We start from the raw sequence: 21,488 nt of genomic DNA on the forward strand, positions 1-21,488 counted from the left end.
ACGGCATGCAGATCACCCTCGACAACCCCGCCGGCGCACCCCAGCCGCTGAGCCCCTACTACTCCCAGGTCGCCCGCGTGCAACAGGCCGACGGCAGCGCCCTGTTGTTCGTCTCCGGCCAGATCGCCGAGGGCGCCACGCTCGCCGAACAGTCCCGCGGCGTCTTCGAGACCCTCGCCGCGCTGCTGGAGGCGCACGGGGCGAGTCTGGCCGACGTGATCAACATCCGCACCTACCTCACCGACATCTCCGAGCTGGAGGAGTACGGCGCCGTACGAAGGGAGTTCCTCACCGGCACCCCGCCCACCAGCATGACCTTCGAGGTGTCCCGGCTCTTCCGGCCGGAGGCACGGATAGAGATCGAAATCGTGGCGGCGGTGCCGGGGGCCGGGTGATACTGCCGCCCATGAAGGCAGCCAACTCGGGTGTTCTCTTCCTCATCGAGCTCGGCGCCCTGGCCGGTGCCGCGTACTGGGGTTTCACCCAGGACGTCGGCGCGTCCTGGCTGCTCGGCCTCGCCGCACCCGCCGTACTCGTCGCCCTGTGGGCGCTGTTCGGCTCACCGCGCGCGAAGTACAGGACGAGCGGCGCCGGTCGCGTCGGCTTCGAGCTGTTCTGGTTCGGGGCGGGCGCGCTCGCCCTGTTCGCCGCCGGAGCCCAGGTCTGGGCGTTCGCCTTCGCCGTCGTCTGCGTGGTGAGCAAGACGCTTGCCGCCGCCTGGAGCCAGTGACCCTCACTCCGCCGTCTCGCCCAGCAGTCGCAGAAAGTCCCGGAAGGCCCCCGGCATGTCCACCGACTCGGGGTCCAGCAGCCACTGGTACTGCAGGCCGTCCATGACCGCGACCAGCAGCGGCGCGGTGCGTTCGGGGCTCAGCCCGTTGGGCAGCCGGTCGCCGTACTCGGCACGCAGGGCCACGGTCATGGACGCGCGCACCCGGGTGTAGCGGTCGGTGAAGTACTCCCGCGCCGGATGCCCCTCCGTCACACTCTCGCCGAGCAGCGCCGAGAAGGTCTGGATGATCCCCGGCCGCATCGCGTTGTACTCGACGAGCGAGGCGAGCAGGTCGACCCGCCAGCTGCCGTTGGGCACCGCGTCCCACTTGTCCCGCTCCTCCAGCACCGCGACGAGGAGCGCGTCCTTCGTCGGGAAGTGGTGCAGCAGCCCCTGCTGGGTCAGCCCGACCCGCTCGGCCACCGCGGCCAGGCTCGCGCCCCGGTAGCCGCGCTCGGCGATGACCTCCAGGGCCGCCCGGACGATCTCGGCCCGGCGCTCCTCGCTTCTGGTCCTGGCGTTCATGGCGTCACCGTACGACATCCCGGGAGGCTGAATATAACAGCAACATAACGAAACCTACCGTTCACCAGGTAATCGAGGCACGATGAGAGGACCCGCACGGACTTCAACGAGGAGGCACCGACATGGCGGCACCCACCCCCGCCGACCAGGCCCGCGAGGCGGCCGTCGAGGCGGCGCTGGCCGGGCTCGACCTCGATGCCAAGGCAAGGCTCCTGGCAGGCCAGGACATGTGGACCCTGCCCGCGCTCCCCGAGATCGGCCTGGACTCCCTCGTCATGTCGGACGGCCCGATCGGTGTCCGGGGCGTGCGCTGGAGCGCCGACGACCCGTCGATCGCCCTGCCCTCGCCGACCGCGCTGGCCGCCGGCTGGGACCCCGAACTCGCCCGCCGAGCAGGCATGCTGCTCGCCCAGGAGGCCCGCCGCAAGGGCGTCCACGTCCTCCTCGCCCCCACCGTCAACCTCCACCGCTCCCCGCTCGGCGGCCGCCACTTCGAGGCCTACAGCGAGGACCCGTATCTGACCGGACGGATCGGCGCCGGGTACGTCACCGGCGTACAGGAGGGCGGTGTCGGCACCACCGTCAAGCATTTCGTCGCCAACGACGCCGAGACCGAGCGCTTCACGGTGAACAACCTCGTCTCCGAACGCGCCCTGCGCGAGCTGTACCTGGCGCCCTTCGAGCTCATCGTCGAGAACGCCCGCCCGTGGGGCATCATGACCGCCTACAACACGGTCAACGGCACGACGATGACCGAGCACCACCACCTGGTCAACGAAGTCCTGCGCGGCGAATGGGGATTCGACGGCTACAACGTCTCCGACTGGATGGCCGCCCGCTCCACCAAGGCCGCCATCGAGGGCGGCCTCGACGTCGCCATGCCCGGTCCGACGACCGTCTACGGCGAGGCCCTCGCCCAGGCCGTGCGGGACGGCGAGGTCGAGGAGAGCGCGGTCGACACGGCCGTACGCAATGTGCTGCGGCTCGCCGCCCGCGTGGGAATCCTGGCCGGCGCCGAACCCGTCGTCACCGAGCTTCCGGAGACCGTCGACGGCATCGAACTGGCCCGCGAGGTCGCCCGCCGCTCCTTCGTGCTGGTCCGCAACGAAGGCGCGCTCCCGCTGAAGCCCGGCACGGTCGCCCTCATCGGCGCCGCCGCCCGCGACGCCCGTGTCCTCGGCGGCGGCTCCGCCACCGTCTTCCCCGACCGGATCGTCTCCCCGCTCGACGGCCTCACCGCCGCCCTCCCCGAAGGCACCCTCAGCTACGCCGTCGGCGCCGACCCCAACACCGAACTCGCCGCCGCCGACGCGGGGTTCACCCTCGAAGCGGTCTGCCGGGACGCGGCCGGCGAGGTCATCGGCGCGGCCTCCGTGCCCAGCGGCCAGATCCAGTGGATGGGTTCGGACCTCCCCGAGGGCGTCACCCACGACCGGCTGCACACCGTCGAGGTGAAGGGCACCTTCACCCCGCGCGAGAGCGGCACCCACACCTTCGGCATCAAGGGACTCGGCGCCTTCAAGCTGGTCGTCGACGGCACGACGTACTACGACGACGTCCAGCGCACCGACGAGGACGACCCCTTCGTCACCTTCTTCGGCGCCCCCGAGCCCCGCGCCCAGGTCGAACTGACCGCGGGCGAGCCGGTCGAGGTCTCCCTCACCCACGTCGTCGTCCTCCCCGAGGAGGTCCCGATGAAGGTCGTCACGTTCTCCCTCGCCCACCAGGACCCGCGGCGCGACCCCGACGAACTGATCGCCGAGGCCGTCGAGGCGGCGCGCAACGCCGACACGGCCGTCGTCGTGGTCGCCACCACCGAGCGCGTCGAGTCCGAAGGCTACGACCGCAAGGACCTCGCGCTCCCGGGCCGCCAGGACGAGCTGGTCCACGCGGTCGCCGCCGCCAACCCGAACACCGTCGTGGTCGTCAACTCCGGCTCCCCGGTGGAGCTGCCGTGGCGCGAGGACGTCGCCGCCGTCCTGCTCGGCTGGTTCCCCGGCCAGGAGGGCGGCGCGGCCCTCGCCGACGTGCTGACCGGCGCCCACGAGCCCGGTGGCCGCCTGCCCACCACCTGGGGCACCCTGGCCGACGCCCCGGTCACCCGGGTCGCTCCGGAGGGCGGCGAACTCCCTTACGACGAGGGCGTGTTCATCGGATACGCGGCCTGGGAGAAGGAGGGCCGCACCCCGGCCTACCCCTTCGGCCACGGCCTCGGCTACACCGACTGGACCTACGAGTCCGTCGAGGTCCGGGGCACCACCGTCCGGGTCCGGCTGCGCAACTCCGGTTCCCGCGCGGGCCGTGAGGTCGTCCAGGTCTATCTGGCGCCCGCCGGACCCGACGCCGAGCGCCCGGCCCGCCGGCTCGCCGGATTCGCGGGGGCCGCGGCCGGCCCCGGTGAGAGCGTCGAGGTCACCGTGGAGATCCCGCGCCGGGCCTTCGAGATCTGGGACGAGAAGACCTCGTCGTGGTCCTATGTGAAGGGTTCGTACGAAATCCAGGTGGGGCGCTCGATCGGGGACCGCCGGGTCACCGCGACGATTAACGTCTGATCCGAGGGGGCACAGCCCTCACACAAGCAGCCCCGGCCCGGGACCTGACCCCTGGGCCGGGGCTCGTGCGTGTCTACCGGCTCGTGAATCCGTAGACGGTCTCCGAGCGGTAGGTCTCTCCCGGCCGCAGCACGGTGCTCGGGAACTCCGGCCGGTTCGGGGAGTCGGGGAAGTGCTGGGTCTCCAGCGCGATGCCGTCGCCGGGCGCGAAGGGCTCGGGCAGATGGTCCGCGGTGTACAGCTGGAGCCCCGGCTCGGTGGTGGCCACCGTCATCACTCGCCCGGACCCGGGGTCGGACAACTCGGCGACCCCGACGGCCCGCTCGGTGATCCCCTTGTCGAGCACGAAGTTGTGGTCGTAGCCCGCGCCGACCTTGCGCGCCCGACGGAAGTCGAAACGCGTGTCCGCGACCTCCTCGATGCCGGTCGGGATCAGATCGGCGTCCACCGGGGTGAACCGCGAGGCGGCGATCCGCAGTTCGTGCCCGCCCGCGTTCCCGGAACCGGCCAGGTTGAAGTAGCTGTGGTTGGTCAGGTTGACGACGGTCGGCGCGTCGGTGACCGCCTCGTACGCGATCCGCAGCGCGCCCGACTCGTCCAGGCTGTACGTCCCCGAGACCTCGAGGCGCCCCGGGAAGCCCTCCTCGCCGTGCGCGCTGACCCGGCTCAGCCGCACCCCGTGCTCGCCGGCGGGCTCCATGTCCCACACCCGTTTGTCGAAGCCGTTCTCGCCGCCGTGCAGGGAGTTGGGCGCGTTGTTGGGGGCGAGGGCGTAGGTCAGCCCGTCGAGCTCGAAGCGGCCGCCCGCGATCCGGTTCGCGTACCTCCCGATGAAGGCGCCGAGATACGGACCGGAGTGCTCCAGATATCCGTCCAGCTCGGCGAACCCCAGCACCACGTCCGCCGTCCGCCCGTCCCGGTCCGGAACCTCGACCGACTGCACGATCCCGCCGTACGACAGGATCCGCACGCGGACGCCCGCGCGCTCCAGGGTCCAGCGGTGAACCGGGGTGCCGTCGGAAAGTGTGGCGAAGAGTTCGTTCATGTGCGGAACTTTAAGTCACCGACCTGACCTTGCGGTATGCGATCTCCGCCAGACGCGCCTGTCCGTTCACACTCGGGTGGAACCAGTCCCAGTGGCTGAGCTGATCGGTGCCGAACCGGTAGTCGTACACCGCGCCCCCGTCGTACCGGCAGTGCTCGTCCTTCGCGCACACCTCCTTCAGTACGGAGTTGTAGGCCTCCACGCGCTCCTGCACGGTGTCCCGCCGCTCGGTCGCCGCCGCGTCCAGGGCGTCCGCGTCGCCCAGCATCGACGGACACACGCCCAGCTTCCACACCTGCTTGCCCAGCGGATTGGTGCGGCCCTCGGACCACAGCCGCTTGAGGTTCGGCACGCTCGCCACGTACACCTGCGCCTTGGGCGCCTGCTTGCGCAGCACGCTCAGCGCGTCCTCGAAGCCGGACCGGAACGCGGAGACAGAGGTCATCGCCGCCGTGGAGTCCCGGCAGGCGTCGTTGGCACCCACCATCACCGTCACCAGCCCGGGCGTCCGCGCCGCCGCCTGCGCCATCTGCCCGGACAGATCGGCCATCCGTGCCCCGGACACCGCGTAGTTCCAGCTGCGCTCGGCCGCCTTCGCCCGTCCCAGCAGCCGTACGGCGAGAGAGTCGACCTGGGTGCTGGCGCCGGTGGCCCAGGACACGTCGGGACAGTCCTTCAGGACCCCGCAGGCGTCGAAGCCGCGCGTGATCGAGTCGCCCACAGCGGCAATCGAAGCCGGGCTGCTGTCCCACGCCGGAGTGGGCTTCGGCGAGGGTTTGGCCTTCTGGGTGGGTCCCGCCGCGTCGCCCCCCACCGCGTCACACCCGGCGACGCCCAGGAGAGCCGCCGTCAGGACGGCGACGACGGCCCGTGATCGGGGGCCCTGCTTGCGCATCCGTGGTGTTCCCCTCGTGAAAATGATGGTCCTCTCATAACAACGCACAAGAGTTCCCGGTGACGCGCGAGGGAACGATCGACACCCGTACTAGCGTCCTGCCGGGTGAATGGCGGGCGTTTCGGGGCACTGGGACCGACGGTACGTCACACTCCTTGCGCCGCCGCACGGTAGCCTCGCCATCAACGTGGCCGGCCGGCATCGCCGCCATGCCGGCCAGCAAGACCTGTCCCGCTCTGCCCGGAGGTCCCGGTGACGACACGTGGAGTTCTGTACGTGCACTCCGCGCCGCGCGCGCTGTGCCCGCACGTCGAGTGGGCCGTCGCCGGGGTGCTCGGCACGCGCGTCAACCTCGACTGGATCCGGCAGCCGGCCGCACCGGGCACGTGGCGCTCGGAGTTCTCCTGGAAGGGCGAGGTGGGCACGGCGTCCAAGCTCGCGTCGGCCCTCAGAGGCTGGCACCTGCTGCGCTTCGAGGTCACGGCCGAGCCCTGCCCCACCGCCGAGGGCGAGCGCTACAGCTGCACCCCGGAACTGGGCATCTTCCACGCCGTCACCGGCATCCACGGCGACATCCTGATCCCGGAGGACCGCCTGCGCGCGGCCCTGACCCGCTCGCAGCGCGGGGAGACGGACCTGGAGGCCGAGCTGGCCAAGCTCCTCGGCAAGCCCTGGGACGACGAACTGGAGCCCTTCAGGTACGCCGGCGAGGGCGCCCCGGTCCGCTGGCTGCACCAGGTCGTCTGAGGTCTCCGCACACGTGAAGGGCCCCCACCGACCGGTGGGGGCCCTTCAGTTGCGTACAAACGATTCTCAGACCGTACGGAACGCCAGCACCACGTTGTGCCCACCGAACCCGAACGAGTCGTTCAGCGCGGCGATACGGCCCTCCACGGGCAGCTTGCGGGCCTCGCCGCGGACGACGTCGGCGTTGGCCTCCGCCTCCGGGTCGAGGTTCTCGACGTTGATGGTCGGCGGAGCCACCCGGTGGTACAGGGCGAGCACCGTCGCGACCGTCTCCACGCCGCCCGCGCCACCCAGCAGGTGACCGGTCATCGACTTGGTGGCGGACACGGCCATGTGGTCGGCGTCGTCGCCGAACACCTTCCGCAGCGCCTTGAGCTCGGCGATGTCACCGGCCGGGGTCGACGTCGCGTGCGCGTTCACGTGCACGATCTCCGCCGGGTTCAGGTCGGTGCTGTCCAGCAGGTTCTCCAGCGCGCGCGAGATGCCGCGCCCCTCGGGCTCCGGCTGCACGATGTCGTGGGCGTCGGCGGAGACGCCCTGCCCCACCGCCTCGGCGTACACCCGCGCACCGCGCGCGGCGGCGTGCTCGGCGGACTCCAGGACGACGACACCGGCGCCCTCGCCGAGGACGAAGCCGTCCCGGGCGATGTCGTAGGGACGCGAGGCGCCCTCGGGGTTCTCGTTGTTCTTGGACATCGCCATCATGTTGCCGAACGCGGCGATGGGCAGCGGGTGGATCGCCGCCTCCGTGCCACCGGCGACGACGACGTCGGCGCGGCCGGTACGGATCATCTCGATGCCGTAGCCGATGGCCTCGGCGCCCGACGCACAGGCGGAGACCGGGGTGTGCACGCCCGCGCGGGCGCCCACCAGCAGACCCACGTTGGCGGACGGGCCGTTGGGCATCAGCATCGGCACGGTGTGCGGGGAGACGCGGCGGACGCCCTTCTCCTTGAGCACGTCGTACTGGTCGAGCAGGGTCGTCACGCCACCGATGCCGGAGGCGATGACGGCGCCGAGACGGTCCGGGTCGACCTTGTCGTCCTCGCCGGCCTTGGCCTCGAAGCCCGCGTCGGCCCACGCCTCCTTGGCCGCGATCAGCGCGAACTGCGCCGAGCGGTCAAGACGGCGGGCCTGCGGCCGGGGAATCACCTCGGTCGGCTCCACCGCGATCTGCGCGGCGATGCGGACTGCCTGCTCAGCGGCCCACTCCTGCTCCAGGGGCTTGACGCCGGACTTGCCGGCGACCAGACCCTCCCAGGTAGAGGCTGCGTCGCCACCCAGCGGTGTGGTTGCGCCGATACCGGTGACGACCACGGTGCGATTGGTCGGGCTCACGGGAAATCTTTCTCCAACGTTACGAGGATTAAGCGGCGCCACCGCCGGGTGGCGGGGCCGGCACGTCCGGCCTGGAGGGCTCCGGAGGGAGCCCGGGAGACTCAGGCCTGGTGCTTGAGGATGTAGTCGGTCGCGTCGCCGACCGTCTTGAGGTTCTTGACGTCGTCGTCCGGGATCTTGACGTCGAAGCGCTCTTCAGCGGCGACGACGACCTCGACCATGGACAGCGAGTCGACGTCCAGGTCGTCGGTGAAGGACTTGTCCAGCTGGACGTCCTCAACCGGGATGCCGGCGATCTCGTTCACGATGTCGGCAAGACCGGCGACGATCTCTTCCTGAGTGGCGGCCATTGGGCGCTCCTTCGTTTTTCTTATCCAGAGGGTTGGCAGTGCTTCCCGTCCCGGACCGAGTGATCCGGCACGGAGTGCCTAGGGGAGGGTAACGACAGTGGCGGCGTAGACGAGACCCGCCCCGAAACCGATGACGAGCGCGGTGTCGCCGCTCTTCGCCTCGCCGGTCGCCAGGAGCCGCTCCATGGCGAGCGGGATCGAGGCGGCCGAGGTGTTGCCGGTGGTGCGCACGTCACGCGCGACCGTGACGTGCTCCGGCAGCTTCAGCGTCTTCACCATCGAGTCGATGATCCGCTCGTTGGCCTGGTGGGGAATGAAGACGTCCAGGTCGTCCGGGCTGATCCCGGCCGCGTCCAGCGCCTGCTGGGCGACCTTCGCCATCTCGAACACGGCCCAGCGGAACACCGCCTGGCCCTCCTGCGTGATCGCAGGGAACTTGCCCGTGGAGTCGTACTCGGTCCACGCCACGGTCTGCTTGATCGTCTCGGACTTGTCGCCCTCGGAGCCCCAGACGGTGGGGCCGATGGCCGGCTCCTGGGAGGGACCCACGACGACCGCGCCGGCACCGTCGCCGAACAGGAAGGCCGTGGCGCGGTCCTCCAGGTCGGTCAGGTCGGACAGCCGCTCGACACCGATGACAAGTACGTGCTCTGCCGAGCCCTCGACGATCATGCCCTTGGCGAGGGTGAGGCCGTAGCCGAAGCCCGCGCAGCCCGCCGAGATGTCGAAGGCGGCGGCCTTGTTCGTGCCCAGCTTGTCGGCGATCTCCGTCGCCACGGCCGGGGTCTGCTTGAAGTGCGAGACGGTCGAGACGATCACGCCGCCGATCTGCTCGGCGGAGATCCCGGCGTCGGCGATCGCCTTGCCGGACGCCTCGATCGACATCGCGGCGACGGTCTCCTCGGCGTTCGCCCAGTGCCGGGTCTCGATGCCGGAGCGCGAGCGGATCCACTCGTCGGACGAGTCGATCGTCTCGAGGATCACCTCGTTCGGCACGACCCGGGTCGGGCGGTAGCCGCCGACACCGAGGATGCGCGCGTACGGGGCGCCCTTGCTGGGCTTGATCTTCGACATGCTCTCGTGCTCCTTCTCAGGCACCGTGCTCGGCGATGAGCTCGCGAGCAGCGTCGAGGTCCTCGGGGGTCTTCAGTGCCAGCGTCTTGACGCCGGGCAGCGCGCGCTTGGCGAGGCCGACCAGCGTGCCGCCGGGGGAGACCTCGATGAACGCGGTGGCGCCGAGCTGCTTGAACGTCTCCATGCACAGGTCCCAGCGCACCGGGTTGGCGACCTGCCCGACCAGTCGCTCCAGCACCTCGGCGCCGGTCGCGACGGCCTGGCCGTCCTTGTTGGAGACGTAGGTGACCGTCGGGTCGGCCGGCGTCAGGTCGGCGGCGGCCTTGGCGAGCGCGTCGACCGCGGGGGCCATGTGGTGCGTGTGGAAGGCGCCGGCGACCTTGAGCGGGACGACCTTGCGGACGCCCTCGGGCTTGTCGTCGTTCAGGACGGCGAGCTGCTCCAGCGTGCCGGCGGCGACGATCTGCCCCGCGCCGTTGACGTTCGCCGGTGTCAGACCCAGCTTCTCCAGGTGCGCGACGGAGACCTCGGGGTCGCCGCCGAGCAGCGCCGACATGCCGGTCTCGGTGATCGCGGCGGCGTCGGCCATGGCCAGACCCCGCTTGCGTACGAGGGTGAGGGCGGTGGTGTCGTCCAGAACGCCCGCGAAGGCGGCGGCGGTGATCTCACCGACACTGTGCCCGGCGACCGCGCCGGGGGCGATGTCGGTGATGGCACCGAGTGCCGAGGCGGACAGGATCCCGGCCGCGACCAGCAGCGGCTGGGCCACCGCGGTGTCACGGATGGCGTCCGCGTCGGCCTGTGTGCCGTAGTGGGCAAGGTCCAGGCCGATGGCGTCGGACCACGTGGCGACGCGGTCCGCGGCACCGGGGAGTTCGAGCCAGGGGTTCAGGAAGCCGGGCGTCTGGGCGCCCTGGCCGGGAGCGACGAGTACGAGCACTCTCACACTCTCTCTTGAGGGCGGCCCAAGCCGCCCGTGGGGACAGGGACGAAGAACATGGAGGGGTTTTGTGGGCCCCCGACAAAAGCCTAGGGCTGGGGATCCCCATCGGCCAGACGCCCCAGGATGAGCGCGATCCGCAAGGTGAACGCCGAACGTACATCGGAGGGCGACCAGCCGGTGACGTCAGTCACACGTCGAAGCCGGTAGCGCACGGTGTTGGGATGCACGAAGAGCATCCGGGCCGCGCCCTCCAGACTGGACGCCTGTTCGAGGTAGACGGCGAGCGTCTCGAGGAGCGCGGAACCGGCCTCCTCCAGTGGTCTGTAGATCTCCTCCACCAACTGCTGGCGCGCAGCGGGATCCCCGGCCATCGCGCGTTCCGGAAGCAGGTCGTCCGCCAGGACCGGGCGCGGGGCGTCCTGCCAGGCGGAACACGCCTTGAGCCCCGCGGCGGCGGCCTGCGCGGACCGGGTGGCGGCGAGCAGATCGGGTACGACGGGCCCCGCGACCACGGGCCCGGCCGCATAAGGCCCGATCAGCGACTTGGCCACGGCCAGGGGGTTGTCGCTGCCGCCCGCGATGACGACCAGCCGGGAGCCGAGCACCCCGGTCAGCACCTGGAGCTTGGCGTGCCGGGCGGCCCGCCGGATGGCCTCGACGGTCAGCTCGGAGTCACCGTCGGGAGCGGTGCCGAGGAGGACGCACACATGCTCGGGAGCGTTCCAGCCCAGCGCGGCGGCCCTGCTCACGGCTCCCTCGTCGGCCTCACCGCTCAAAACGGCGTTCACGACGAGCGACTCCAGCCGGGCGTCCCAGGCACCGCGTGCCTCGGCGGCCTGGGCATAGACCTGGGCGGTGGCGAAGGCGATCTCGCGGGCGTACACGAGCAGGGCCTCACGCAGCACGGACTCGTCACCGGGGGCGGCGACCTCGTCGATGGCGCTCTCCATGACCTCGATGGTGGTGCGCACCATCTCCACGGTCTGGCGGAGCGTGATGGCCCGGGTCAGCTCACGGGGAGCGGTCCCGAACACGTCGGTGGAGATGGCCTGCGGGGCGTCCGGATGCCGGAACCACTCGGTGAAGGCCGCGATGCCGGCCTGGGCGACCAGCCCGATCCAGGAACGGTTCTCCGGGGGCATGGCCCGGTACCACGGCAGCGTCTCGTCCATGCGCGCGATGGCCTGCTGCGCGAGAGACCCGGACGACTTCTCCAGCCGCTTCAGGGTCGCGACATGGGCGTGGACGCCGGGCGCGTCGGGGTCGGAGTTGCGGTGTTCGGGTTCGGGCACGGGACAAGACTGCCTTATCCGGACGTCGACGCGCGCCGCCGGGTACCGACTGCGGTCCCCCCGGGGACTACCGTGGTCCCGTGACGGACGTACGGCGCGCGACGGAGCGCTACCCAGGCGGGGATCCGGGGGCCGGGATCGAGTCGTGGCACGCCTTCTCGTTCGGGCCGCACTACGACCCCGACAACCTCCGCTTCGGCGCGCTGATCGCCTGCAACGAGGAGCGGCTCGTGCCGGGCGCCGGGTTCGACGAGCATCCGCACAGCCACACCGAGATCGTGACGTGGGTGGTCGAGGGCGAGCTGACGCACCGGGACTCGACGGGGCACGAGACGGTCGTACGCGCCGGTGACGTCCAGCGGCTCAGCGCCGCCGCGGGCGTCCGGCACGTCGAGCGCAACGACGCCGAGACCCCGCTGACCTTCGTGCAGACCTGGCTGGCGCCCCTGGAGCCGGGCGGTGAGCCGTCGTACGAGATCGTCCGCGGGATCGCCGACTCGACGCCGTACGCCGTTCCGGAGGCGGGCGCGATGCTCCACGTGCGGCGGCTGGCTGCGGGGGAGCGGACCGCGGTGCCCGACGGGCGGTACCTGTACGTCCATGTCGTGCGGGGTGAAGTGCGGCTGGACGGCGCGGAGTTGGGGCCGGGTGACGCGGTCCGGGTCACCGACGCCAAGGAACTGGACGTGGTGGCGGCGACCCCGGCCGAGCTGCTGGTGTGGGAGATGTCCTAGAGGCTTGCCAGGACGGCGTCGGTGAACGCCGGCCACGCCTCGACCGCCCACGGTCCGAACGCGCGGTCCGTCAGCGCCACACAGGCCGCCCCCGCGTCCGGGTCGATCCACAGGAACGTGCCGGACTGGCCGAAGTGCCCGAAGGTGCGCGGCGAGGACGACGAGCCCGTCCAGTGGGGGGACTTGCCGTCGCGGATCTCAAAGCCGAGGCCCCAGTCGTTGGGGTTCTGGTGGCCGTAGCCGGGGAGCACGCCCTTCGTGCCCGGGTACTGGACCGTCATCGCCGCCGCGACCGTGCGCGGGTCCAGCAGCCGTGGCGCCTGCACCTCCGCCGCGAACCGGAGAAGATCCTCGACCGTCGACACACCGTCCTTCGCCGGGGAGCCCTCCAGGGACGTCGACGCCATGCCCAGCGGCTCGAGCACCGCCTGCCGCAGATACTCCGCGAACGGGATGTCCGCCGCCTTGGCGACATGGTCGCCGAGCTGCTCGAACCCCGCGTTCGAGTACAGCCGCCGCTCCCCGGGAGCAGCCGTCGCCCGGTGCTCGTCGAAGGCCAGCCCCGAGGTGTGCGCGAGCAGGTGACGCACCGTCGATCCGCTCGGCCCGGCCGGCTCGTCGAGCTCGATCGCCCCCTCCTCGTAAGCGACGAGGACGGCGTACGCGGCGAGCGGCTTGGTGACCGAGGCCAGCGGGAAACGCCGCTCGACCGGGCCGTGGGTACCGAGGACCCTGCCGTCGGCACGCACCACCCCCGCCGCAGCGGTGGGAACCGGCCAGTTCTCGATCAACGCGAGGCTCTGCAAGGACATGCCGTCGAGACTAAGCGGCTCAGAGCCTCAGAATCATCGTGGGGTCCGGCTTGTGGACGAAGCCGAGGGAGACGTAGAGCGGCTCGGCCTCCGGGGACGCGGTCAGCATGACCTGTCCGGCGCCCCGCTCGCGGAACCACGCCAGCAGTTCGTCCATGCACGCGCGCGCGTAGCCGCGCCGACGCGCGTCCGGGTCGGTGGCGACGCTGAAGACGTACCCGGCCAGGCCGTGCGGATTGGCCGCCTTCCCGATCCGGTAGTCGACCGTCCCCACCACCAGTGCCGCCAGCGCCCCCGGCCGGTCCGGGTGGTCGACGACGAAGGCCGCGAAGTCCCCGTCGGCCTCGGCCAGCTTCCCCCGCAGCGACGGCAGCGCCTCCGTGTGCCACGCTGTGGAGCCGTCCCCGTCCGGCAGAGCGTCGATCATCACCTGGCGCAGCCGCAGTACTTCCCCGGCGTCCTCGGTCGTGGCACGGCGTACGAGACTCATGCACCGCACGTTAGCGATCGCACCCGAGAGCCGTCCTGCCGATTTCTTACCGGTTCCGCTTGCTTCGAGTGCACTCCAAGGCCATAGCGTTGGGGTCATGACGGTGATGGAGACCACGGGTACCAGGACCGACAGCTGCGCGGCTCCGCCGCACCCCCACCGGCGTCCTGCGGGCCAGGACAGCTACACGATCAGCGAGGTCGTCGCCTTCACCGGCCTGACCGCGCACACCCTGCGCTGGTACGAGCGCATCGGGCTGATGCCGCACATCGACCGCTCGCACACCGGCCAGCGTCGCTACAGCAACCGCGACCTCGACTGGCTCGACCTCGTCGGCAAGCTCCGGCTCACCGGCATGCCGGTCGCCGACATGGTGCGGTACGCGGAACTGGTGCGGGAGGGCGACCACACGTTCACCGAACGGTTCGAGCTCCTGGAGACGACCCGCCGGGACGTGCTGTCCCGGATCGCGGAGCTCCAGGACACGCTCGCCGTACTCGACCGGAAGATCAGCTTCTACGCCGACGCCGGTCGCACCTATGAAACGGAGAAGGCAGGATGACGGACAGCACGATCCCGACCGCACGGCTCGGCGACACCGGTCCCGAGGTCGGCGCCCAGGGACTCGGCTGCATGGGCATGAGTTTCGCGTACGGCCCCACGGACGCGAAGGAGTCCCGGGCCACCCTGGAGCGGGCCCTGGAACTCGGCATCACGCTCTACGACACGGCGGACGCCTACGGCAACGGGGAGAACGAGAAGTTCCTGTCCCCGTTCTTCAAGGCCCACCGCGACGAGGTCGTGATCGCCACCAAGTTCGCCCTGTCGATCCCGCCGGACGACCCGACCCGGCGGATCATCCGCAACGACCCGCCGTACATCCGCCAGGCCGTCGAGGCGAGCCTGAAGCGCCTCGACGTCGACGCGATCGACCTCTACTACATGCACCGGCGCGATGTGCACGTGCCGATCGTGGAGTCCGTCGGCACCATGGCCGAGCTGGTGCGCGAGGGCAAGGTCAAGCACCTGGGCCTGAGCGAGGTCACCGCCGCGGAGCTGCGTGCGGCGCAGGCGGTGCACCCCATCGCCGCCGTGCAGTCGGAGTGGTCCCTGTTCAGCCGTGACATCGAGGCCAAGGTGGTCCCGGCGGCCCGCGACCTGGGCGTGGCGCTCGTGCCGTACTCGCCGCTCGGGCGTGGCTTCCTCACCGGGTCCTTCACCAACGCCGACAAGGACCTCACGGCCGACGACTTCCGCCGCCAGCAGCCCCGCTTCACGGGCGAGAACGCGACGGCGAACGCGGCCCTGCTGGAGCCGATCCGTACGGTCGCCGAGGCCCACGGAGTCTCCCTGGGCCAGATCGCCCTGGCCTGGGTCCAGCAGCAGAGGACGGTGCACGACCTCCCGGTGATCCCGATCCCGGGCACCCGCAAGCCCGGCAGGGTCGAGGAGAACGCGGCGGCGACGACCATCGAGCTCACCAAGGAGGAGCTGGAGCTCCTGGAGCCGATCGCGGCACAGGTGGCGGGCGACCGGTACGCGGACATGCGGTTCTCGTCCGCGGGCCGCGAGTGAGCTAGAGCTCCGCCAGCAACTCCGCCTTCTTCACGGAGAACTCCTCGTCGGTGACCAGGCCCGCCTGGTGCAGTTCTCCGAGGTGGCGGATGCGCTCGGCGATGTCGGCGGGGTCCCGGCGCGGCGCGGTCGCGGCCGGGACCGCCGCCGCGGGCCCCCGTCGGCGTACGGCCGCCAGGACCGCCGCCGCGAACGGCAGCGACTCATGGACCGGCCCGTACCCGAGCCCGAACACCACAGCCGCCGGATCCTGATCCGCCTGCACCGGCCCCGGCTCCCCGCGCAGCAGCCGCAGATGACCCTCGAAGACCTCCGGCGACCGCCACTCCACCCCGGTCAGCTCGGACACCGGGAAGCTCTGGTCGCCGGCCTTCCACTTCGCCGAGGACGCTCCCGTCCAGAACCACCGGAAGTGCACGGTACGGCCGTCGAAGGACGCCTTCCCGTCGTACGCCTTGAACTGCAACGGCACCTCGGGCGCCGGCACCAGGAATCGGTCGGCCGGTTCGTCGTCCTCCTTCAGGAGCGTGCGCAACTCGTCCGCGTAGTACTCGGCGAGCGTCTCCTTGTCGCCCGGCAGCACCAGCCGGTACGGATCGCACCCTTCCTTCAGCTGCCCCGCCGCCGCCTCCATGAGCGGATCCGCCCCCGGTCGCGGCTCGGCGTGCAACACCACCGTGCCCCGCTTGCCGGGAGTCAGCGTCACCCCGGAGATCGCCTCCAGGGGGATACGCCGCTCTCCCAGCGCCTGGAAGAGCTTCGGTGTTCGAATCCCCCGTTCGTAGCGGATGAGCACGGAGTCGGACTCGAACTCCCAGGCGGCATGAAATCCGGCCAGTACGTCACCCATGCGGGTCATCGTATTCGGCACGAGCTCCTTCGTCCCCTCCTCGCGCAGACCGCAGTTCCTGCAGTCTCTACGCGCGTCCGGCCGTGGCCGTGCCGGACAAACCGGCGCGGCAGGCTTCGTCCTCGTGGGCGCAGTGCACCGAGCGGTACGCGCCAATGCCGATCTCGGCGAAGTTGAGCAGGCTCTCCGTTCCGGGTTCGAAGTAACCGGCGTGACCGTCCGCACCCCGCGCGGACAGCACGCGCGCGCCGAACGCGGAGGACACCGGGTCGGCGCCGTGGCCGAGCCCGCCGACCTCCATGTACGGCACGTCCTGGATCCAGTCGTCGGCGTCCCGCATCGCCCACACATGCGCGGTGGTGCGCAGATGGGAGGCGTTGGCGACCCGCATCCCGGGGCTGCCGGCCACCGCGATGTCGGCCACCCGGTCGGGCAGTGTGTGCGCGGCCACCCCGCACACCACGGAGCCGTAGCTGTGGCAGAAGAGGGAGACCGGCGAGGCGCCGGGCAGTGCGCGCACCAGCGCGTTCAGCCGGACGGCGCCGGTCTCGGCGCGCATCGCGGTGGCCGAGTCGATGCCGAGTCCGGCGGGCGCCGTGTAGTCGGCCCAGGCGATCACCGCCGTGCGCGTGGCAGGGCTCGCTTGACGTTCGGCCTGGTAGAGGGCCTTGGCCATGCCGACCGGCGCGGAGTAGCTGCGGTTGGTGCGCTGGAAGGTGAGCAGGTCGGTGTCGACGCCGGGCACGACGAGGGAGATCCGCTCCGCCGTGCCGAGATTGCCGAAGACCTCGGCGATCCGGCCGGAGCCGTCGGGGTCGAAGGCGAGGATGTGGCGCTCGGGGGCGGTCAGCGACTCGAAGCGGTGCATACGGCGGCCCGCCTCCTGCTGACCGGCGGGCGTGAGCCGGCTGTCGTGCATGCGGGTGCGCTCGAGGGCGCGGGCCTTCAGGAGCGCGAGGCGGTTGGCCTGGTAGCGCAGTGTGACGGGGGCGCCGTTCATGTTGCCGACCGCGAGCGGGTAGCGCTGGGCGAGGCGGACCCGCTCCTGGGAGGTGAGCGAGGCGAAGAATCGCGTGAGCTGGGCGGGGGCGGCGTCCGGGTCGGGCAGCGGGTGTCCGTGGAGGCGGCCGTGCGCCCAGGACTCGAGCGAGGCCTGGAGTGGCGTGGCCTCCCTCTGGTTGCGCAGCGCGGTCCAACCGGTGGTCGCCAGCATCACGAACACCACGGCCAGCGCGAGCAGTGCGCGCCAGACGTTGAGTTGCGGGGAGGTGTCGAAGGAAGTCACTGAAAGGACACACTAGGAGAACGGGACGGTCTCGGGTTAATCAAGTGACGGGGATCACGTTTTGGTGTAAGGGAGCCACTTGCCGGTCAGCGCGGGACCGAGCAGTTCCAGGTGCGAGACCGTCAACTCGCGCATGGCCTCCAGACTGAACTCCCCGTCGGTCAGCCACTGCCGTTCCGTCACCCGCATCACACCGCTGAAGACCGCCACCAGCAGTCTCGGTCGCGGGTCGGTGGCCGGGTCGAGGCCCTCGCGTTCGGCGAGCACGCGCGTGAGCACCTCCTCGACCTCCGCCGAGCGCCGCAGATGGGCGGCGAGCAGGACGGGTGTCGACTCGATCACCCGGTACATGGCCAGGAAGCGTTCCACCGGCACGACCGACTCGACGACCTCGTGCAGGGTGTCCCAGCCCTCCAGCACGGCCTGGCGCAGCGCCTCCAGCGGGGGTTCGTGCGGCGGACGCGCGCGTACGGCCTCGACGAAGCGCGTCACCGTCATCTCGTCGAGCGCGAGCGCCGCGTCCTCCTTGCCGGCGAAGTACCGGAAGAAGGTGCGCTGCGAGACCCCGACGGCGTCGGCGATGTCGTCGACGGTCGTCTCCTCGTAGCCCTCGGTGGTGAAGAGCTCGATGGCGACCCGCAGCAGTGCCTCTCGGGTGCGCTGCTTCTTTCGTTCGCGGAGTGTTTCCATTGGTGTCAGTTACCGACTTGTGAATTGGTTTGTCAATTGTCAGTGGCTGTCATTAGCCTCGATCGCATGACTAGTCAGACGATCGACACGCCGGGGCCGGGGGACAGGGCGTCATCAGCCCCGTCGGATCAGCCGCCCGCCACGGGGCTGCGCGGCCACCCTTGGCTCACCCTGCTGACCGTGGCCGTCGGGGTCATGATGGTGGCCCTCGACGGCACCATCGTGGCCATCGCCAACCCGGCCATCCAGGCCGACCTCAAGGCGAGCTTCGCGGACGTCCAGTGGATCACCAACGGCTACTTCCTCGCGCTGGCCGTCGCCCTGATCACCGCGGGCAAGCTCGGTGACCGCTTCGGCCACCGCCAGACCTTCCTGATCGGTGTCGTCGGCTTCGCCGCCGCCTCGGGTGCGATCGGACTGTCCAGCAGCATCGCCGCGGTCGTCACCTTCCGCGTCTTCCAGGGACTGTTCGGCGCCCTGCTGATGCCGGCCGCGCTCGGTCTGCTGCGGGCCACCTTCCCGGCCGAGAAGCTCAACATGGCCATCGGCATCTGGGGCATGGTCATCGGCGCCTCCACCGCGGGCGGTCCGATCCTCGGCGGTGTCCTCGTCGAGCACGTCAACTGGCAGTCGGTGTTCTTCATCAACGTGCCGGTGGGTGTCCTCGCCCTCGTCCTCGGCGTGCTGATCCTGCTCGACCACCGCGCCGAGAACGCCCCGCGCTCCTTCGACATCCTGGGCATAGCCCTGCTGTCCGCCGCCATGTTCTGCCTGGTGTGGGCGCTCATCAAGGCGCCGACCTGGGGCTGGGGCGACGGACTGACCTGGAGCTTCATCGCCGTGTCCCTCGCGGGGTTCGTCCTGTTCGCCGTCTGGGAGACGAAGGTCAAGGAGCCGCTGGTCCCGCTCGCGCTGTTCCGCTCGGTGGCGCTGTCGGCGGGCGTGGTCCTCATGGTCCTGATGGCGATCGCGTTCATGGGCGGCCTGTTCTTCGTGACCTTCTATCTGCAGAACGTTCACGGTATGAGCCCGATCGACGCCGGTCTCCATCTGCTCCCGCTCACCGGGATGATGATCGTGGGCTCGCCGCTCGCGGGCGCCATGATCACCAAGCTCGGCCCGCGGGTGCCCCTGGCCGGCGGCATGGCGTCCGTCGCGATCGCCATGTTCGGGATGTCCACGCTGGAGACGGACACCGGCAGCGCCGTGATGTCGCTCTGGTTCGCCCTGCTGGGCCTCGGCCTCGCGCCCGTGATGGTGGGCGCCACCGAGGTCATCGTGGGCAACGCGCCGATGGAGCTCTCCGGTGTGGCCGGCGGTCTCCAGCAGGCCGCGATGCAGATCGGCGGCAGCCTCGGTACGGCCGTCCTCGGCGCCGTGATGGCCTCCAAGGTGGACGGCGACCTCGCGGCCAACTGGAAGGACGCGGGTCTGCCGGCGCTCACGCCGGCCCAGCTGGACCAGGCGTCCGAGGCCGTCCAGGTGGGCGTGGCCCCGGTCGCCAAGGGGACCCCGGAGGCGATCGTCACGAAGATTACCGACGTCGCCCACGACACCTTCATCTCCGGCATGAGCCTGGCGTCCCTGGTCGCCGCCGGGGTCGCGGTCGTGGCGGTGTTCGTCGCCCTGCTCACCAAGCGCGGTGAGAACGCGGAGGCGGGCGCGGGCGTGGGCCACATCTGACGCCTGATCCGGCATCTGACGGGACTTCAGCGTTCTTCCCCTATCAGGGTGAAGAGGCTAAAGATTTCTCGCACTCGGTACGCGCCGCAGGTCACAGTGGGTCAAGTCCTCCGCACGGCATGGGAGGACGGACGGCGCTGCGGCGCGCTGCCGGAGGGGGGCGGCGCGCCGCAAGGCCGGAGGATTAACGGCTGTGCCGGGGGTACTCGCATCGTTGAACCCGAGACGAACCCAACCAATCAAGGGTGTCAGGGAGTTGATGATGGCGGGCTTCGGACACGGAACGCGCAGGTACCCCCGATCACGTGGCCGTACGTGGTCACGGACCGGGCCGGATCGCGCGACGCTCGGAATCATCGGAGTCATCTGCGCGATCGCGGGATTCTTCGTGCTGGGGATCATCCTCGGCCCCGTCGCGATCGTCTGCGGCTGGCTCGCCATGGGCCGCACCTGGTCGGGCGGCAACCGTGCCTGGCCTGCTCTGGTCGCCTTCGTTCTGGGCGCCATCGACACGCTCCTGGCGATCATCTGGCTCGTCGGAGCGGCCACCCCGGGCAGCGGGTTGTTCTGACCCGGGGCGCGTGAGGGAAGGGCCCCCGGTGGGACGACCGGGGGCCCGCTCTCGCTCTGCCGACGAAGGCCTCGCGCAGGGCCGCGACCTCAGGCGCGGCGCTTGGGAACATCGCCGGTGTCCGCGGGGTCGCCCGCGGCCCAGGGCCTCCGTCAGCCGCCGACGGATGTCTTCCGCAGGCCGCGACCTCGGGTGCGGCGCTGGTATTCATCGCCGGGGTCCGAGTGGGCGATGTCCCGCGCTTGGGTGCCCTCGCGCGTTTCCATGCTCGGGGGGGGCGGCGGTCCGCGGCCTTGGGCGCGGTGGGTGCGCCGCGCTAGGGCGGTCTCGTGCGGGCGGCGGTCCGCGGCCGGTTGCGGTGGCCAAGGCCCGCGCTCGTCCACTCCGGCCCCGCCGACCGCGTACCGACGTTCGCTGCGTGGCGTCGGGACATCCCCGCCGGGGTGTCCGCGGAGAGTGCCGGTCTGCGTGCGGCGACGACCTGGGACCCGCCCGCGTCTGCGAGCCAGGCCTCCCTCAACCGCCGATGGACGTCTTGCGCAGGGCCGCGACCTCCGCGCGGAGTTCCCGTACTTCCTCCGTCAGGGCCTGGATCGCCTCCGTCTGGCGGCGTTCCTCCACGTCGTCCTTCTCGAACCGCTCGATGAACCAGGCGGCGATGTTCGCGGTCACCACACCCAGCAGGGCGATCCCGGAGAGCATCAGCCCGACCGCGACCATCCGGCCCAGTCCGGTGGTCGGGGCGTGGTCGCCGTAGCCCACGGTCGTCATGGTCGTGAAGGACCACCACACCGCGTCACCCAACGTGCGGATGTTCCCGTCCGGCGCGTCCCGTTCCACCGAGAGCACCGCCAGCGACCCGAACATCAGCAGTCCCACGACCGCCCCGGCCACATACGTCGTCACCCGGATCTGCGAGGCCATCCGCGCCCGCTGCCCCACCAGCAGCAGGGTGGAGACGAGCCGCAGCAGCCGCAGCGGCTGAATGAGCGGCAGCACCACGGCACACAGGTCCACCCAGTGCTGACGCACGAATCCCCGCCGATCCCGCGAGAGCGACAGCCGCACGAGGTAGTCGACGGCGAAGACCCCCCACACCACCCACTCGACCACCGTGCACACCGCCGTCAACGACCGTCCCGCCGAGGTGTCCACGATCGGCACGGCATAGGCGACGGCGAACAGCACCGCGAGCGCCAGAAGGGGCCGCTGGGTGTGCTGTTCCCAACGGACCTGCGCCGACTGTTCCTTCATGACCGCATCGT

At 70.8% G+C, this 21,488-nt stretch carries 23 protein-coding genes; 9 read left to right on the forward strand and 14 right to left on the reverse strand.

Annotated elements, in window-relative coordinates; genetic code table 11:
- The first annotated feature begins 5 nt into the window (after positions 1–5).
- A complete protein-coding gene (locus tag M2157_RS33200) occupies positions 6–395 on the forward strand; it encodes a RidA family protein (protein ID WP_280857337.1) in 390 nt (129 codons plus the stop codon).
- An 11-nt stretch (positions 396–406) separates the two neighbouring features.
- On the forward strand, positions 407–730 hold the full coding sequence (locus M2157_RS33205; RefSeq protein ID WP_280857336.1) for a YrdB family protein: 324 nt from the start codon (positions 407–409) through the stop codon (positions 728–730).
- Between the two features lie 3 nt (positions 731–733).
- On the opposite strand, the gene M2157_RS33210 is transcribed toward M2157_RS33205, so the two are convergent.
- Positions 734–1,315 carry a TetR/AcrR family transcriptional regulator gene (locus M2157_RS33210; protein WP_057615327.1) on the reverse strand — a complete coding sequence of 194 codons (582 nt, stop codon included), beginning with the start codon at positions 1,313–1,315 and terminating at the stop codon, positions 734–736.
- Positions 1,316–1,419: 104 nt separating this feature from the next.
- Between M2157_RS33210 and M2157_RS33215 the strand changes: the two genes are divergently transcribed.
- The gene (locus M2157_RS33215; protein ID WP_280867046.1) at positions 1,420–3,849 is read left to right on the forward strand and encodes a glycoside hydrolase family 3 C-terminal domain-containing protein; all 2,430 of its coding nucleotides are present in this window, start codon (positions 1,420–1,422) and stop codon (positions 3,847–3,849) included.
- Between the two features lie 73 nt (positions 3,850–3,922).
- On the opposite strand, the gene M2157_RS33220 is transcribed toward M2157_RS33215, so the two are convergent.
- Positions 3,923–4,894, reverse strand: a complete 972-nt coding sequence (locus M2157_RS33220) for an aldose epimerase family protein (protein ID WP_280857334.1) — start codon at positions 4,892–4,894, stop codon at positions 3,923–3,925.
- A 10-nt stretch (positions 4,895–4,904) separates the two neighbouring features.
- Positions 4,905–5,789: an SGNH/GDSL hydrolase family protein gene (locus tag M2157_RS33225; RefSeq protein WP_280857333.1), complete on the reverse strand. Its 885-nt coding sequence runs from the start codon at positions 5,787–5,789 to the stop codon at positions 4,905–4,907.
- Between the two features lie 252 nt (positions 5,790–6,041).
- Between M2157_RS33225 and M2157_RS33230 the strand changes: the two genes are divergently transcribed.
- Entirely contained in the window at positions 6,042–6,536 is a 495-nt protein-coding gene (locus M2157_RS33230) for a DUF3145 domain-containing protein (protein WP_007381747.1), read from the forward strand.
- A gap of 66 nt (positions 6,537–6,602) precedes the next feature.
- Here M2157_RS33230 and fabF read toward each other — a convergent pair whose 3' ends face one another.
- The 5 genes from fabF to M2157_RS33255 form a co-directional block, all read right to left on the reverse strand.
- Positions 6,603–7,874, reverse strand: coding sequence for a beta-ketoacyl-ACP synthase II (gene fabF, locus M2157_RS33235; RefSeq protein WP_062042564.1), 1,272 nt, complete (start codon positions 7,872–7,874; stop codon positions 6,603–6,605).
- 101 nt (positions 7,875–7,975) lie between these two features.
- Positions 7,976–8,224, reverse strand: a complete 249-nt coding sequence (locus M2157_RS33240) for an acyl carrier protein (protein ID WP_007381745.1) — start codon at positions 8,222–8,224, stop codon at positions 7,976–7,978.
- A gap of 78 nt (positions 8,225–8,302) precedes the next feature.
- Entirely contained in the window at positions 8,303–9,298 is a 996-nt protein-coding gene (locus tag M2157_RS33245; RefSeq protein ID WP_280857332.1) for a ketoacyl-ACP synthase III, read from the reverse strand.
- 16 nt (positions 9,299–9,314) lie between these two features.
- A complete protein-coding gene (locus tag M2157_RS33250) occupies positions 9,315–10,238 on the reverse strand; it encodes an ACP S-malonyltransferase (RefSeq protein ID WP_280867047.1) in 924 nt (307 codons plus the stop codon).
- A gap of 89 nt (positions 10,239–10,327) precedes the next feature.
- Entirely contained in the window at positions 10,328–11,533 is a 1,206-nt protein-coding gene (locus M2157_RS33255) for a helix-turn-helix domain-containing protein (RefSeq protein ID WP_280857330.1), read from the reverse strand.
- An 80-nt stretch (positions 11,534–11,613) separates the two neighbouring features.
- Here M2157_RS33255 and M2157_RS33260 point away from each other — a divergent pair, with 80 nt between their 5' ends.
- Entirely contained in the window at positions 11,614–12,267 is a 654-nt protein-coding gene (locus tag M2157_RS33260) for a pirin family protein (RefSeq protein ID WP_280867048.1), read from the forward strand.
- On the opposite strand, the gene M2157_RS33265 is transcribed toward M2157_RS33260, so the two are convergent.
- Both M2157_RS33265 and M2157_RS33270 read right to left on the reverse strand, forming a co-directional pair.
- Positions 12,264–13,079, reverse strand: coding sequence for a serine hydrolase domain-containing protein (locus M2157_RS33265; protein WP_280867049.1), 816 nt, complete (start codon positions 13,077–13,079; stop codon positions 12,264–12,266). The genes M2157_RS33260 and M2157_RS33265 overlap by 4 nt on opposite strands.
- Before the next feature lie 19 nt (positions 13,080–13,098).
- Positions 13,099–13,569, reverse strand: coding sequence for a GNAT family N-acetyltransferase (locus M2157_RS33270; protein ID WP_280867050.1), 471 nt, complete (start codon positions 13,567–13,569; stop codon positions 13,099–13,101).
- Positions 13,570–13,666: 97 nt separating this feature from the next.
- Between M2157_RS33270 and M2157_RS33275 the strand changes: the two genes are divergently transcribed.
- Entirely contained in the window at positions 13,667–14,131 is a 465-nt protein-coding gene (locus tag M2157_RS33275; protein ID WP_069759259.1) for a MerR family transcriptional regulator, read from the forward strand.
- On the forward strand, positions 14,128–15,144 hold the full coding sequence (locus M2157_RS33280) for an aldo/keto reductase (RefSeq protein WP_280857326.1): 1,017 nt from the start codon (positions 14,128–14,130) through the stop codon (positions 15,142–15,144). Before M2157_RS33275 ends, M2157_RS33280 begins: the two co-directional genes overlap by 4 nt.
- A 1-nt stretch (position 15,145) precedes the next feature.
- Here M2157_RS33280 and M2157_RS33285 read toward each other — a convergent pair whose 3' ends face one another.
- From M2157_RS33285 to M2157_RS33295, 3 genes are read right to left on the reverse strand one after another with little or no spacing between them, the layout of a single operon-like run.
- A complete protein-coding gene (locus tag M2157_RS33285; protein WP_280858996.1) occupies positions 15,146–16,003 on the reverse strand; it encodes a DUF4429 domain-containing protein in 858 nt (285 codons plus the stop codon).
- A gap of 58 nt (positions 16,004–16,061) precedes the next feature.
- Positions 16,062–17,279 carry an alpha/beta hydrolase gene (locus M2157_RS33290; protein ID WP_280867051.1) on the reverse strand — a complete coding sequence of 406 codons (1,218 nt, stop codon included), beginning with the start codon at positions 17,277–17,279 and terminating at the stop codon, positions 16,062–16,064.
- Between the two features lie 54 nt (positions 17,280–17,333).
- Entirely contained in the window at positions 17,334–17,969 is a 636-nt protein-coding gene (locus tag M2157_RS33295; protein ID WP_280867052.1) for a TetR family transcriptional regulator, read from the reverse strand.
- Between the two features lie 66 nt (positions 17,970–18,035).
- Here M2157_RS33295 and M2157_RS33300 point away from each other — a divergent pair, with 66 nt between their 5' ends.
- Complete coding sequence (locus tag M2157_RS33300) at positions 18,036–19,652, forward strand: MFS transporter (RefSeq protein WP_280867053.1); 1,617 nt, start codon at positions 18,036–18,038, stop codon at positions 19,650–19,652.
- A gap of 259 nt (positions 19,653–19,911) precedes the next feature.
- The gene (locus M2157_RS33305) at positions 19,912–20,223 is read left to right on the forward strand and encodes a hypothetical protein (RefSeq protein WP_057615275.1); all 312 of its coding nucleotides are present in this window, start codon (positions 19,912–19,914) and stop codon (positions 20,221–20,223) included.
- Positions 20,224–20,739: 516 nt separating this feature from the next.
- Here M2157_RS33305 and M2157_RS33310 read toward each other — a convergent pair.
- Complete coding sequence (locus M2157_RS33310) at positions 20,740–21,477, reverse strand: potassium channel family protein (RefSeq protein WP_280857322.1); 738 nt, start codon at positions 21,475–21,477, stop codon at positions 20,740–20,742.
- Between the last annotated feature and the right edge of the window lie 11 nt (positions 21,478–21,488).

It is taken from the genome of Streptomyces sp. SAI-127 (assembly GCF_029894425.1).
In the GTDB taxonomy this organism is placed as follows: domain Bacteria; phylum Actinomycetota; class Actinomycetes; order Streptomycetales; family Streptomycetaceae; genus Streptomyces.